Genomic DNA, 13980 nt, shown 5'->3' on the forward strand with positions numbered 1-13980 from the left:
ACAGCATCCACCGCCCCGTCACGACACCGCAACCGTGGCCGGCGGGTTCGCCGCAAGCCGGTGTTTCATCGCATCGGCAGGAGATTTTGAGTGGACGGCTTTGGCCGCCCCGTCACGAGGCCGCAAGTGCGGAGCGCAGCCGGCCCACCCGATCCCGGCCGGCATGCAGCCGGAGCCTCCTTACGCGGCATCCTGGCCGGGTGCGGGAACGTGTTCGACGACGAGGCGGTCGATATTGGCGCAATGGCGGGCGTGCTGAACGTCGATGCCGACCAGATGGCCCTGTGCGTCGTAGTCCAACACGACGCCATCCGAAACCTCGTCGGAATCGACCGCCACATCATCCGTCAGATGGATGTAGAGCGCATCGGTCGCGGGATCGTAATTCAGCTTCACGGTTGACACTTTCGATCCGGAAGGCGTTGTGGACCGTCTCGCCGTCCGGCAGCGTGACCACGCGCAGATACCAGCCAATCTCGGGTATCCAGGTCCAATGCCGAATGCGCCCGTCTTCGGGCTGCACCTCGCGCCGCACCGGGGCGTCCAGCGCCTGCCAATACCATTCTACAGCATCGGACTTCTTTTCAGAAACAGGCGTGGATGGCCGTTACGGTGAACGGCCATGACGGTAATGGGGCGGATTTTCCCAATTCGTCACGCCCGCACACCGTTGCGGGCGTCCACGTTCCTGAACACGAATTTGCGTCCGATGCTGTAAACGGATGTAGGTGCGTTTCGCGAGCACGTTCACGCGGAAGTATTCCGTCATCGCGATCATCGCCGCCCTCTCCACCAGCGGCGAGATCGATACCGCTTCGCCGTGGTCGCGGCAATCCGTCATTACCCGCTTGCTGGCCTTCGGCCAGCGACTGCGTGTCTAAGCGGGCAATCTCGCCCTTGTCGAAGGCCCCGAGATCGGCGGGGATAACCGAACCGGGTGGGATCACCCGGTCGGGGCCGGGTGATGACGATGGGGGAAGGTCGGGTGGCGGCGACGCTTCGCGACGCGAACTTGGGGAGACGCCCTACGCCGGCTGTTCAGCCGGCGTGTGCGGTTGCGGCGCCCGCGCGCCGCGAAGCAGGCCTTCCGTGCTCAGATCTTCGTCGATGTCGGGCCAGTGAATGCCATACCCGCCACCGGCCACTTCCCAATGCGCGCGCTCTTCGGGCGTCGCGTTCGCAAGGCGCGGGTACCACGCGAGCGGCACACTGATCGAACGGCCGTCCATGAGGTCCACACTCAGGCGCGACTCGTCGACGGATACGGCCAAGACCCGGATATCGGTGTCAGGTGCCAAAGAAGTCATGCCACGCCTCCAACAATTTCATGCGCCGCTCGCGAACCAACCGATGGAGCGCCGTCAGGTCGTGCGCCGAAAAGCCGGTCGCGGATGCCACGCCGCCCGTTTGCAGCCAGAATTTGGCACTTGCACCGCCCTTGTCCACATGAACATGGGGCGGCTCATTCGGTTCATGGCTGTAAAAGTAGAAGCGAAAACCCTTTTCTCTCAGCACCGTCGGCATCGTCGCACCTGAAACCTTCCCCCCGCAACAAGCCAGCCCACCGAGCCGACACCCGACCGGCGTTCATTTCAAGGGGGCAGAGGCGAGATGCGTACGCTCACGACCGCCCCCCACCCGTCATGGCCCGCTCCCCCCACCCGTCATTGCCCGGTTCTCGTACCCGTCATTGCCCGCTTTAAGCGGGCAATCTCGCCCACCCATGCCACCGGACCCCGTTCCGGTGGACGGAAACCCCGGCGACCCGGCGGGCACGGCGACGCCAGCCGGTCCCTGGGCGGTGAAGCAAACTGGCATCGGCCACCCTCTTTACAAACGCAGCGTGCTTTCGTACGCACGGACATGCAGAACATACCATGAACATTTGCGAGGTACGCTATGATCAACGCCAGCATCGGAAAGCTTGCCAGCCTTGGCGACGCCGAGAAGGGCTTCGCCGTCATCGGCATCGGCACGAAAATGCAGTTCAGCGAAATCCTGAACCCGAACACCCTTGGAAGCATGACGCGTGTCGCCCACGACGGCGACATCCTCATCATCAACCATTTGCCGGCGGACAAGCCGGAAGCCTACCGGCGCCCGCACAAGAAGATCGTGCTTCTTCATCGGGATCGGGACGGCCATGCATCCCACACGCCCCTGGCAGAGATCCCGCCGGGCGGTCCGCTGATTCCGTGCGTAGAGGGCATCCGGCCCTTGAGCACGGTTCAAGCCGCCGAGGGCGAGGCCACGACGGAAGCCGCGGAAGAGAACAAATAGAGAACGAACACGGCCGGGCCGTCACATGGCGGCCCGGCCCTTACGGCTCGCCGCGCACCCAGGCCAGCGCGGCGTCGACGGTGTGGGCGCTGGGGTCCATGCCGACCCAGGTGTGCAGCCGGCCGCCCAGCGTGGGGTCGGCGCGGAAGCGGTCGAAGCTCACGCTCAGCGCGTTGATGTCCTGGTTCACCACCTTGCCGAAGATGGTCTGATAGATGACCTTCGCCCCGGCCTGGCCGTAGACGGGGTGCCACCCGCGCCGCTGGCGGCTGCGCTCGATGGCCTCGAACGGCCGCGTGACCACGAGGAAGGTGGGCTCGCACACCGCTTGCAAATCAGCAATGAAGAAGGCCGAAACAGGATGCTTCATAATCAAATGACTACATCCGGCTTCCGCCGCATATCTTTTTTGCTCTTGAAGCCATTCATGCAACCATTCGCGGAAACCGCTCGTATCACCTTCTTTGGCTTTAAGCGAAAATTGATCCACACGGGACAAAACCGCATCTCGAAGCCCGGTGGGTTCATGACTGTTCGGCGTCCTGGGATCTTTCGTCTGCACATGGGGCGGACACGAATATGCACCAAGCCGTGCCAAATACCCGGTTACGGCTGTGGTGCCACTTGACCACGACCCGAGGACGACGATTGGACGAACATCGTCCGGCGACCTGACCGCCCCGCTTTGCGTAGCCGGGGCAGACACCTGCCCACTCTTGTCCTCGTCGCGACTCGCACTCGGTCGTTGGGTCGCCGCCATGGAATCAGGGATCACGAGGCTGTCGACCTTCGGTGCCGGGACCGGACCGGTGGTCAGGGTTCGACCGGCTTCAAAGAACTGCTTACCGACGGTTTCCGGATCCCCGCTGATCCGCCGATAAACCTCTTCGTAATACTGACGCTCTTGTTCCGTCGTGGAGACGCTATCTCGCCCGTTTCTTGGCGGGGGAAGCGTGATCCCCTCCGGCTTTGTTGGAACACCGAGGCGTTCCAGAAAGCGTTGGGCGCCATCCTCGTCCCGGAAGTCTTCAAGGTTGATGTCCACGAAATCGCACGAATGATTATTCGCTATATATTCCCGATAGTACCCGCCGCGAGCACGCATTTCAGACACATACCACAAGATCGTTCCGGCGCGCCCAAACTGGCGGAACTTCTTGGACGGTATGATGCAATTCTGTGACGCCGGCGGGAGCCACACCCAGGCCGAAGCGGGGTTCTCGAATTCGCGAAGATTGAACAGACTCAGACCGGTTTTGCGGATGTCGCGCTTCAGGAAGACGATTTTCACGCCAACATCCGACGGAAGCAGATCGAGATTTTCGACCAAGCCGGCCTTCGCGAGATAATGCGAAGGCTCCACGTACACCTCGCCCGGCTCAGCCAACACGCGCTCGAACTTACGCGCCCAGAACGTCCTTATTTTTCGCGTCACACCGGCATTGTTGAAATGCATCATATCCGAGTGATCGGGCGTGTCGACGCCGTGCGACCACCACTGCTGGTGTTCGTGGTAAACGCGCGCGTTGGAAACGTTGCGCGCCAACAGTTCCGTCAGGAACACTGTCCCGGATCGGCCGGTGGTGATCGTGAAAACAAGCGTCTTCGACATCGGCGGTGCCACTCCGGATCAGCGGCGTCAGCTGATCGCTCGGGTTACGACGTAAACGGATCCAGCGTGAACGAAACGCGCATCGGCGCGGGCAGTTGAACGAACATCAACGGTTGAATTGTCGGCGTTTGCGGCCGCTTGGCTGACGCCGCAGCCGGGTCAACGACGAAGAAATGCTCGTAATCCGGCCAAGCGTAGTCCTTGAACCACGTCCAGCAGCCGTGCTTGATGTAGTGATCGCGCAATGTCTTCGCGATCTTCATGTCCGTCGGCTGGTGCGCCAGGCAATCCGAAAACCGGCCAAGATGCCGCTGCGCCAGAAGCACCGTCAGGTTGCTGCAATAGCCGGACACGAGGACGGAAAACCCGAATTCCTGTTGCAACCGCATGACGGCGCGGAATACCTGCACGTGCTCCTCATGGCCGTACTCACCCCACGGGTTGTGCGTTACGACCGTTTTCACCCCGCGCAGATGCTCGCGCAGTAACGCAATCAAGCGCTCACAGTTGCTTTCGTAGGTGTCGTTGTTCCGCCGGCATCGCAGGCCAGCCCAGGTTTCCCCGGGAAGCGGCCAAGCCGCGGTGGAAAACACCTCGCTCTCGGGAACGGCCAGAAAGGTCGTGTTCGCCAATGGAAACGCCTGCATCGCGGCCTGCCGGCGTTGGGACAGGCCCGGCTGACTACCGATGTTGCCGTAGCACAGCACGACCTGCCGCGAGCGAGCCACCGCCGAACTGGCCCACAGGCATTCGTCGTCGGGATGCGCCATGACGACGGTACAGTCGTCCAGGATCGTCGGATCGGTCTGCATCACGGATCCTTCACACGGCTTCGCCCGGCACGCGGTTCAGGACGCGGCACCGGCCGCCTCGCGCTGGTCGGCCAGCGCCAGCATCTCGGCCACGGCGTCCTTCTTGCGCTGCGCGGGCTCGAAGGGCTCGGCGGCGCGGTGGGCGCGCTGGACGGCCTGCATGTAGTAGGCGTCGTCGTCCATCAGCCGCTGGAGCGTGTCGAACCAGGGCTGGACGATGTGGGCGTTGGGCACGTTGGTGTACTTTTCCAGCAGCGCGTCCGGCAGGTCGAAGCAGAAGCCGCCGCCGTTCAACTGGTCGGGGATGCCGCCGCGGTTGGCGCCCAGCACGGGGATGCCGCCAAGCTGCGCCTCGGTGATGGCGCGCCCTGCCGCTTCCTGGATGAAGGAGGGGAAGAGCAGCGCGGCCGTGCGCTTGTAGACGCGGCGCATGTCCTGCTGGTTCGGAATCCACCAGATGTTGGGCATCGTCACGAAGTCGGGCTTGATCTCCCGCCACGCGTCGGCGGAAACGCGCCCTTCCACCAGCAGGAAGGTGAAGTCCGGGCGCTTGGCCCACGCCATTTCCACCAGCTTCATCACAAGCGTGGCGCCCTTGTCGCCGGTGGGGTTGATGAAGGTGATGAAGCCGCTGCTGCGCGAACCGATGCTGGCGACGGAGGTGACCTCGTGCGCGGGCGCGCGGTTGTTTTCGTGGATCATCGTGCGCAGCACGCCGGGATTGATGCCCAGGCGTTCGCGGTAGAGGTCGCGCAGATAGGGCGACGGGCACAGCACGTGGTCGAAGGTCTGGAAGACGTCCGGGTATTGGTAGGAGGCGTTGGCCAGATAAAAGACCAGCGTGCGGGTGTGCCGACGCGCGCTTTCCCACAGCTTCTTGGACAGCGTGTCGCTGCCGTAGCCGATCACGACGTCGGGCTGCAGCTCGCGCAGGATTTCGTCGGTCTTGGTCAGCAGGCGCTGGGCTTCGTCGCGTTCCAGGTGCCGGCCCTGGGTGCTCTTGGTGTAGAGCACGTGGTGGCGCACGCCATCGCGCCAGAAGCGCAGCATCTTGCCCTGGTTGTGGGCGGCGGCGCCCTCCGCGCCGACGGCGGCGGTCATGGGGAATTCGTGCCGCCCGTCGAAGAGCGTGGCGGAGATGGAATAGGCCTCGTGCCCGGCTTCGGAAAGCCAGCCCAGAAGCGTGCGCATTTCCAGCGCGGCGCCACTGCGCGTGTCCAGCACGCACATGGGCGAGAGGAAGACAACTTTCACGGCCCTGCCGCTCGCTTATCCGTTGGGGGTGACGGCCCGTATGGCGAAAATCGCGCCGGTCGTCCAGAGGGGTTGCCGGGATCGTGTTTTGACCCTGCCACGGGTGCGACGGCCTTATCCGTCCGGCCCCACCTCCCCGACCCGTCATTGCCCGCACCGGCAACTTCGGCGAGCAGCGGGGACGGCGAAGCGGTGGTTCGCTTCTGGCGGTGCGAAGCCGCCCGACGCAGGCCACATGAAAAGGGGCCGGCCCCGAAGGACCGGCCCCAAGCAGCGTCCGGTTATCCCGGATGCTTAGAAGACGAAGTCGTCGTTGTTGAAGGTGTTCACGTTCGTATCGATGAACACCAAATCGCCGTCGAACGCATCGGACGAAATCTGCGTGTCGTCCGACGTGCTGTCATCGTCGAAGTTACCGCCGGTGAACGTCAGGTCATCGGTGCTGTTCACGCCGCTGACGTTGCTGAAGTCGAGCGTGTCATCGACGATGTCGCCGCCAAAGTCGCCACCGTTAACACGGAGATTGTTATCAATCCCATCGAAGACGAGCGTGTCGTTCTCGTCAGTCTCGAGATTGATGACGGAGGCCGTGTCATTGAGAGAGTCATTGCCCTCGCCAGAGGCAATCTGATTGTTCACTCCCTCAGCGAGTTCGCCGAGATCATAAGTGACACTGCCGCCAGTGCTTCCGAGAGCAGCGATCTCGAAACCGCCACCGAAGTCGGAAAGGTCCACCGTCTCGATCGAACTGCCGTTAGTGACGTTCGAGACCAACAGGTTGTCGTCCGAGCTAGACGCCGTGATCGTGGTCGTGTTGGCAACGTCCAGATCGGAAATCGTGGCGTTGGTGTCGGACTCGCCACTGCCGTCATTCACGTCGAGGTTCAGGGTCTCGATGCCATTGCTGCCGCCCGATGCGTCGAGGGCGAGCTCATCGACGGTCTGACCACTGGCGTCAAGGCCAACGTTGATGCTCTGGCTATCGCCAGAACCACCGAGATTCAGCTCGACAGCACCGCTGCTCCCCGCAGTCGCGTCGCCCTTGATGTCGACGGAAGCACCATCGGCAAGATTGTCGAGCCGCGCGATGGAGAGCTCGCCGCCACCGCCGGATGTCAGCGTAGCGCTAAGCTCAATCGTCTCACTGCCGGCGAGATTGGAGGCATCAAGCGCAGCCACGGCCGGAGCCGTCATTGTACCCGCGCCATTCGCCGTAAGGCTCACGTCCACGGTTTCAATGTTGCTCGTCTCAGGCGCGTTAATCGACGTGGTGCCGGAGCCGCTCTGCGAGGCGGACACGCTCAACGTATCATCGCCGTCACCGCCGTTCAGCACGTCACCGCTGTCGGCGATGCTGCCGAAATCGAAGGTGTCGTCGTTGGCCGTGCCGGTCACGTCGTGATCGACGCCGCCGGAGAAGGTGAGGTCGACAAAGCCGGTCAGGTCACCAGCGTCAACGGTATTGCCGCTGCTGCTGCCACCGATCGCCGCGGAGATCTTCACGTCGGCATCGCCATTCAGGTCCAGGCTCTCGATCGTGCTGTCCTGAATCGACGTGAACTCGATATCAGCGACGTCGGTATCACCGCTGGTCTGGTCATTGGCGCTGTTGAGCGTCAGGTTGACCTGCTCGGCTTCACCGTTGCCGCCAACGTCACCACTGTCCAGCACGAGGCCGTCACCGCCCGAGCCGATCGTGAACGTGCCGGAACCGTTGCCAGTGTCTGCGGCGTTGTTCTCGATCGTGAAGCCAAGGGCATCACTGTTGCCGCTGGCCTCGCCGCTGGCAAGGCGGACGTCGAGAAAGCCAAGCTCAGTCCCGCCGCTGGTGTTGGCCTGCAAGGCAAAATTGCTGTCAGCGCCCACCGAGTTGGCGGTAATGCCGCTGCCTGCACCAGCAAGGCCACCAGAGCCAACAACAGCGTTGACATTTTCGAAGTCGCCGAGATTGCTGAGGTCGACGTTGCCACTGGAGCCAGACTGGAACTCGGCGCTGAACGTCTCGAAGTTATTCAGCGTGGCGCCGCTGCCCGGCGAAAGGTTACCAGTGCCGGCCGCGATCACCTCGTCCGTCCCGGCGCCGCCGTCGAGCGTCGTGTCGCCGCTGTAGTCGTTGCTGCCCAGGTCAACGGTGTCGTCGCCGGACCCAGTGGCGACGTCAATCGACGTGCCGCTCACGTTCGTCGAGCCGAGATTGCCGAGATCGACCGTGTCGTCACCAGCGCCACCGGTTGCGGAAATACCGCCGCTGGCGGAAGCATCCGTCGTACCGAACGTCGCGGTCAGGTCGCCCTCGAAACCGGCGGCGTCGACCGTGCGCGTCGCGACGTCAGAGGCGTCGTCCTCCACGATGCCGAGGTCGAGGTCCGCAGTGCCGCCAACCTCGATCGTCTCGAACGCGTTGCCGATATCGTTCGAACTGGACGAATTATCAGTGGTGAGAACCGTGTTTTCTTCGCCACCCGTGCTCGTGACGGACAGCGTTTCCACCACATCCGTGTCACCGGCCGCGTTGTCCGTGTCGATGGTGGCACTGGAGCCGCCCGTCGCCGTGACATTGATGCTGTCGCTGTCACCGCTGACCGCGTCGTTGGCGAACACCGCACGGAGTGTGCCCTCAGCGCCGGAAAGGCCGAAGACAGCGCCGGTGTTCTCGACGTTGCTGATCTCGGTGGTGCTGCCGGACGCGCTGCCGTCCGACCAGAACTCGTTCGTGCCGGAGGTGTTCGACGTGTTGTAGGTCAGAACGTCGCTGCCACCGGTCGCGTTGTTCGAAACGAACAGCTGCTCCGTGTTGTCCACCGTCGGGTTGACGGTGACCGCACCGCTACCCGAGCCGATCGTGCTGACCACCAACTCGTCGGACTGGCCGCCGGCGGAATCGATGCTGTCGAAGCTCTGCAGCGTGCCGTCGCTGCTGGAGCTCATGTCGATTACGCCCTGCGTGGTGTCGTTGGAGGCCGTGGTCTCCAGCGCCTGCTGCGGGCCAACGTTGTCCTGACCCGTGGTCAGCTGATTGGTGTTGCCCGTCGGCACGTTGGAGATGCCGGTGGTCTCGCTGGCAACCTGGTCGAAGTTCTCGTCCAGCAGGCTGACCTGCACGCCCTCGAGGCCCTCGGACACATTGTCGCGCGAGGCATCGAGCGTGAAGGTAAGGGTGTCGCCGGCCTCGGCGCCCGCGTTGAAGGTCACGCTGCCGGTGGAGAGCGTGAAGTCGTCCTGCCCGGCCTCGGCCGCGTTGCCGCCCAGGTCGCTGCCGCTGGTGGCGAGCTGCAGCGTCGTGTCCTCGCTGAGCGCCTGGTTGGTCGTCACGGTGTAGGTGACCGTGCCGCCCTCGTCCACGACGTTCGGGCTGTCGGACAGCGAGAAGTCCTGCTGGGGCTCGACGGGGTCGCCGCCACGGCCGATGCCGGTCGCATCCCCAACGGTCACGTTGTTCGGATCGACGCTGTCGCCGTCGGCGAAGGTCTGCCCGCCGACCGAGACGGCCGGGCTGTCGCCGCTGCTGTCGATGCCGGCGTCGATCGTGCCGTCGGCGAACTGCAGCTGCGAGGCCGCGTTCGCGATGTCGTTGTTCAGCGAGATCGTGGAGGTCGTGCCGGTGACGGTGTCCGTGATCTCCAGGCCGAAGCCGCTGACCTGGAAGTCGTAGTCCGTCACGCTGCCGGCGAACTGAACGGTGTCGCCGTTCGCGGCGAAGTTCGTCACCTGGCCGGCGGTCTGCTGGTTCGCCTGAATCTGGATCGTCTCGGTCGCGGCGGTGCCGATGACGTTGAAGCCGTCGTGCGAAGCGCCGCCCAACGGCGCGGCAATCGGCGTGGTGCCGCCGTCGCCGTCGAGAATGAGCCTATCAACCATGGTTGCCTCTCCGTCTGTTGTGTCTTGGCCCAAACCTTATGCCTGGTCGCCAAGTCCGGACCCGTTCCGGCGTACCTGCCGCCGGACAAGGTCACGTCGTGTGACGGGCGGATTCCCCCCCGAGCGTGCGGAGCCGTATGGAAGTCCCCCCGAGTGGTGGGGCGTGCCCGCGCGGAGCACGCCCCGGTCGTCCGTGCCGGGTTACGCGAACCCGAGCGCGTCGTCGCCAAAGACGTTCTGGAACGTCGAGGCGTTGAAGATGTCGCCATCGGCGTCCTGGCCGATGTTGATCGTGGTCACGCTGGCCTGACCGGCCGAGAGCGTCACCTCGCCATCGGTCGTGTCGTTGTTGGTGACACCGATGTCGGCCAGCTCGTCGATGCCCTGGAAGAACAGCTGATCGCCGCTCTCGAAGTCATCGATCGTGAGGTTGGCGCTGCTGCCCGTGTCGAAGATGAAGCGGTCGTCACCACCGGCGCCGGACACCGTGGCGTCCTGGTTGCCGTTGATGTTCTCGCTGTCCGAGGTGCCGGAATCGACCGGATCCGGGCCGCCCTCGCTCGGCAGGGCCGGCAGGTCGCTGCCGCTGCCGTCGTCGCCGCTGCCGTCGTCACCGCTGCCGTCGGACGCGGGCTCGCCGAAGGCGTCCCCGTTGATGCCGAGGCCGCGGTCGCCGAACTGCGTTTCGAAGCTGGTGGTGTCGAAGATCTGCTGATCGACGGTGTTGGACAGGTTCGTGACCGTCACGGTCGCCTGACCGGCCGACAGCGTCACCTCACCGTCCTCGAAGCTGTTGTTCTGCACGCCGACGTCGCCGATCTGATCGACGTTGAAGAACAGCTGGTCGCCGTTGGCGAAGTCGTCGATCGTCAGGTCGGCGCTGGAGCCGGTGTCGAACGCGAAGCGGTCCTGACCGCCGTTGCCGGAGACCGTGGCGGACTGGTTGCCGTTGATGTTCTCGCTGGACGAGGTGCCGGCGTCGACCAGCTCCGGCCCGTCACCGCCGAAGGCCGGCGGGAGGTTCGGGAAGTCTCCGCCGTCATCGGCCGTGTCGTTGGAGACGCTGAAGGTGACCTCGGCCGAACCGGTGTTGCCGTCGTCGTCCGTCGCCGTGACCGTGGCGGTGAAGCTGTTGCTCCCCGTCTCGAAGTCGTTCAGGGCCGAGCCGGCGCCCGCCTCGGTCAGCGCCACGGTGCCGTTGGCGTCGATCGTGACGTAGTCGGCGATGTTGCCGTCGCCGCCCGTGACCTCGAGGCTGGTGATGGAGCCATCGTCGGTGGCCGTGATCTGGCCGATGCCGGCCCCGGCGGCGGCGTTCTCCTGGAAGGAGACGGTCTGGCCGCTTTCGACGGTCGGCGCGTCGCCGTCGCCGTCACCATCGCCATCACCGTCACCGTCGCCGTCGCCGTCACCGTCGCCATCGCCGTCACCCGGCGTGGTCTGCTCGTCGTCGGCGATGGTCTGACCGAGGTTGTCCTCGCTCGGGACGGAATCGGCGTTCTCGTTCACGCCGTTCAGCGCGTCCTGGCCCAGCTGGCGGTCGGCGTCGAGGTTGCCGTTGTCGCCCCACTCGCCGCCGTTGGCGTCCCAGGCGGCGGCGAAGTTGTTGGCCGCGTCCACGCGGTTGTTGTGCGCCTCAACGACCGCCTGGGCGGAACTCGACAGGATGCCGTCGTCCAGGCCCTGCAGCGTGCCGACCGTGTCGATCGCGCCGCCGATCGCCGCGGCGATGCCCTCGGGGCTGCCGTCGTCGTTGATGACGCTCTCGATGTCGTCACGCAGGCCCAGATCGCCCAGCGCCGTGGCGCTGCCGAACAGGTTGGTGGAGATCTGGTCGGCCAGCGTGGCCGTGTCGGCGTCGAAGTTCAGCGCGCCGCTGTTCTCGGTGTTCTGCAGCTCGTTGGACGTGGCGAACTGCTCGGCGACGGACTCGATGCCGTTGCTCTCGATCTCACCGGCCCAGAAGTCACGGCCGTCGGTCCGCGGCGCGCGGCCCAGGATGCCGACGAATAACGCCGTGGCCTGGTCTTGCGGTGTGCTCAAGTCTGCCATGGAAGGCCTCCTCTCGATGGTGCGCGTTGGCGCTCCCTGCCCCTTAGCGCGTTCCTCGCTGGCTCAGCGTGGCCATGCATGCTGCCGGTCGGCGTGCACCCTTCGGGGTAGCCCCAGCGCATGTATAGTAACTCTTTAACAGGGAGCGGCGTGGCGGGTCAATCGCGGTGGCGTGGTAAGAGTCTGCGGTGAGCATGTGCGCGACAACTTATACTTTTGCCCCCGAGTCCAGTGCGAACGGTAAAATGGTCATCGCCGCCGCGTAAACCCCCGCACAGCGACGATCCTTAACCGCATCCCGAAGGTTGGTTGCGCCGCACGCGCCTCGCAAGGGGGACCGGCGTGCGGCCCCGCCCGATGACGATTGGCCACAGCCGCTGCGCACGCCGCAATCACACGCGTGGTACGACGCGGGGCGTGATCACGCCGTCAGCGCTTCGACGCTGCCGATGCCGACGAGGCTGATGGCCCCGCCGTCGGCGAGATCGATCGTGATCGAGGGACTATCCGCCACGTCGAGCTGCGGCGTGAGGGCGTCGGCCTCCATGAAAATGACGCCCGGCATGAAGGCGAAGGCGTCCAGCTCCAGCTGGTCGCTTTCAAAGGCCACGACCGTCGGCAGGTCGCCGTCGTTGGCCTGCTGGAATTCCAGCGCGGTCTCGCCGGCAAAGGTCTCCTTGTCCAGGTAGAGGTCCTGGGCGTCGGCGCGGTTGTCGAAGACGTAATTCACGCTGCGCGTCAGCGCCGCCGCACGGTCTGCCGCCAGCTCGGCCAGCTCCGCAGCCGAGTCCGGATCGCCGCCGTGCCCGGGACTGTCACCGCCGGACTCCCCGTCCTTCGGCTCGTCGCCTTCCGGCCCGCCAGCGTCCGGCTGGTCGCCGCCACTTCCGGTCTCGTCGCCGTTTCCGGTGTCGTCGCCGGGGCTGATCCCGTGCCAGGGGGCGCCGGACTCACCGCTTTCGCCGTCCTCCCCGTCCGCCGGAGCGTCGCCGTTCGCCGGCGCGTCGTCTTCCCGGCGCTCATCGGGCAGCAGCGCGCGCAGCAGCGTGCGCGCGCCTTCCGCATCCAGGGTGACGCCCTGGAAGTCGATGGGATCGACTTGGAGCGAGTCGGCGGCGGTGAAGGTCGTCTCCGCTTGCGGCTGCGCCACCGCCAGCTGGCGTGCCGCGGGGCTCTCCGGCTCGGCCGCGTTCGGCGCGGCCGTCACCGGCTCTGCCGTGAAGCCGAGCTCCGGGCGCGGCGCCTGAAGCTGCGCGAACGGCTGGCCGTTCTCGTCCGCGGTGTCGGCCGGCAGCAACACGGGATGGGGCGCCGTGGCGCTCCGCCCCTCGCCGTCCCGGCCAGCGCCGCCGACCAGATCGCTTGCCGCGTCGTGCGCGCTGACCAATTGCACGCGCGGTGCGTCCTCCGCCCCGGCGCCCGCCTCGTCCGGGGCGTGCAGGATCGCGGCCAGCGCCTCGATCCCCGGCAGCGCGGGCGTGGAAACCGTGGTGACGGCGCCGGTGCCGTCGACCGGGGTGGCCGCCAGCCCGACCGCGGCGATCGCGGCCGTCATCATCGCGCCCGTCTGCACCGCGCTGGAGCCGCTGGTGTGTTCGCCGCCGCCGGGCTTGCCGGCGCCCACGCCGCCGCGCACCTCGCCGCCGGGCGTGCTGGCGCGTGCGTCGTCGGCGCGGAGCTGCATGAGCGCCGTCGCCACGAAGGCCGTGAGCATGGCCGCGGGATGAATCGACAGCCGCGTGCCGCCGGAGGGCTGCGGCGCGCGCGGGACCAGCACCTCGTACTGATCCAGGATGCGGTTCAGCGCCTCGCGCAGATCGTTCGCCCGCACCGGACTGTCCAGCAGCCCCGCGTCGGCGATGAAGGTGCCGTCCAGCCGCGCGAAGTGCGCGATCACCTCTTCGCTGTCCGGGCGGACGAAGACGAACCACGGCTCGCCCTCGTCGGTCAGGCCGCGGTCGGTCTCGACCTGAAAGCCCGCGCGCGACAGCGCATCGACGGCGCGGTGGAACTCGGCGATCTCCTGGTTGCGCCAATCGCGCGGCTTGGGTGCGCGCTTGGAAAAGGACAGGATTGCCGCCGTCACCCTTTACCTCCCTGCGTGCGCGGGGC

General features: G+C 65.5%; 11 protein-coding genes. 2 read left to right on the forward strand and 9 right to left on the reverse strand.

Features of this window, described 5'->3' with window-relative positions; genetic code table 11:
• Positions 1–180: 180 nt before the first annotated feature.
• The gene (locus tag BLQ43_RS08860) at positions 181–396 is read right to left on the reverse strand and encodes a DUF2283 domain-containing protein (RefSeq protein ID WP_090019923.1); all 216 of its coding nucleotides are present in this window, start codon (positions 394–396) and stop codon (positions 181–183) included.
• A gap of 332 nt (positions 397–728) precedes the next feature.
• Between BLQ43_RS08860 and BLQ43_RS14615 the strand changes: the two genes are divergently transcribed.
• Positions 729–881 carry a hypothetical protein gene (locus BLQ43_RS14615; RefSeq protein WP_176758601.1) on the forward strand — a complete coding sequence of 51 codons (153 nt, stop codon included), beginning with the start codon at positions 729–731 and terminating at the stop codon, positions 879–881.
• Between the two features lie 144 nt (positions 882–1025).
• On the opposite strand, the gene BLQ43_RS08870 is transcribed toward BLQ43_RS14615, so the two are convergent.
• Together BLQ43_RS08870 and BLQ43_RS08875 are read right to left on the reverse strand one after the other, a co-directional pair.
• Positions 1026–1307, reverse strand: a complete 282-nt coding sequence (locus BLQ43_RS08870) for a DUF2442 domain-containing protein (protein WP_090019927.1) — start codon at positions 1305–1307, stop codon at positions 1026–1028.
• Positions 1288–1524 carry a DUF4160 domain-containing protein gene (locus tag BLQ43_RS08875; protein ID WP_090019929.1) on the reverse strand — a complete coding sequence of 79 codons (237 nt, stop codon included), beginning with the start codon at positions 1522–1524 and terminating at the stop codon, positions 1288–1290. The genes BLQ43_RS08870 and BLQ43_RS08875 overlap by 20 nt, the downstream gene beginning before the upstream one ends.
• Before the next feature lie 375 nt (positions 1525–1899).
• Here BLQ43_RS08875 and BLQ43_RS08880 point away from each other — a divergent pair, with 375 nt between their 5' ends.
• Complete coding sequence (locus BLQ43_RS08880; protein WP_090019931.1) at positions 1900–2280, forward strand: hypothetical protein; 381 nt, start codon at positions 1900–1902, stop codon at positions 2278–2280.
• A gap of 40 nt (positions 2281–2320) precedes the next feature.
• Here BLQ43_RS08880 and BLQ43_RS14385 read toward each other — a convergent pair whose 3' ends face one another.
• From BLQ43_RS14385 to BLQ43_RS14620, 6 genes are all read right to left on the reverse strand, one after another.
• Positions 2321–3892 (reverse strand): sulfotransferase family protein, encoded by a 1572-nt coding sequence (locus BLQ43_RS14385; RefSeq protein WP_143006216.1) that lies wholly within the window; start codon positions 3890–3892, stop codon positions 2321–2323.
• Between the two features lie 44 nt (positions 3893–3936).
• Positions 3937–4704: a PIG-L deacetylase family protein gene (locus BLQ43_RS08890; protein ID WP_090019936.1), complete on the reverse strand. Its 768-nt coding sequence runs from the start codon at positions 4702–4704 to the stop codon at positions 3937–3939.
• A gap of 36 nt (positions 4705–4740) precedes the next feature.
• Entirely contained in the window at positions 4741–5958 is a 1218-nt protein-coding gene (locus tag BLQ43_RS08895) for a glycosyltransferase family protein (protein WP_143006217.1), read from the reverse strand.
• Between the two features lie 294 nt (positions 5959–6252).
• Entirely contained in the window at positions 6253–9816 is a 3564-nt protein-coding gene (locus BLQ43_RS08900; protein ID WP_090019940.1) for a beta strand repeat-containing protein, read from the reverse strand.
• A gap of 201 nt (positions 9817–10017) precedes the next feature.
• Positions 10018–11868 carry a cadherin repeat domain-containing protein gene (locus BLQ43_RS08905; RefSeq protein WP_090019943.1) on the reverse strand — a complete coding sequence of 617 codons (1851 nt, stop codon included), beginning with the start codon at positions 11866–11868 and terminating at the stop codon, positions 10018–10020.
• Between the two features lie 421 nt (positions 11869–12289).
• Positions 12290–13954: a hypothetical protein gene (locus BLQ43_RS14620; protein WP_090019945.1), complete on the reverse strand. Its 1665-nt coding sequence runs from the start codon at positions 13952–13954 to the stop codon at positions 12290–12292.
• Positions 13955–13980 lie beyond the last annotated feature (26 nt).

Source organism: Limimonas halophila (genome assembly GCF_900100655.1).
Classification (GTDB): domain Bacteria; phylum Pseudomonadota; class Alphaproteobacteria; order Kiloniellales; family Rhodovibrionaceae; genus Limimonas; species Limimonas halophila.

What these genes read in the sequence shown, in the direction of transcription:
- BLQ43_RS08905 (WP_090019943.1), bottom strand. Translation starts at nt 11,868, where the DNA reads ATGGCAGACTTGAGCACACCGCAAGACCAGGCCACGGCGTTATTCGTC.
- BLQ43_RS08900 (WP_090019940.1), bottom strand. Translation starts at nt 9,816, where the DNA reads ATGGTTGATAGGCTCATTCTCGACGGCGACGGCGGCACCACGCCGATT.
- BLQ43_RS14385 (WP_143006216.1), bottom strand. Translation starts at nt 3,892, where the DNA reads ATGTCGAAGACGCTTGTTTTCACGATCACCACCGGCCGATCCGGGACA.
- BLQ43_RS08880 (WP_090019931.1), top strand. Translation starts at nt 1,900, where the DNA reads ATGATCAACGCCAGCATCGGAAAGCTTGCCAGCCTTGGCGACGCCGAG.
- BLQ43_RS08890 (WP_090019936.1), bottom strand. Translation starts at nt 4,704, where the DNA reads ATGCAGACCGATCCGACGATCCTGGACGACTGTACCGTCGTCATGGCG.
- BLQ43_RS08875 (WP_090019929.1), bottom strand. Translation starts at nt 1,524, where the DNA reads ATGCCGACGGTGCTGAGAGAAAAGGGTTTTCGCTTCTACTTTTACAGC.
- BLQ43_RS08870 (WP_090019927.1), bottom strand. Translation starts at nt 1,307, where the DNA reads ATGACTTCTTTGGCACCTGACACCGATATCCGGGTCTTGGCCGTATCC.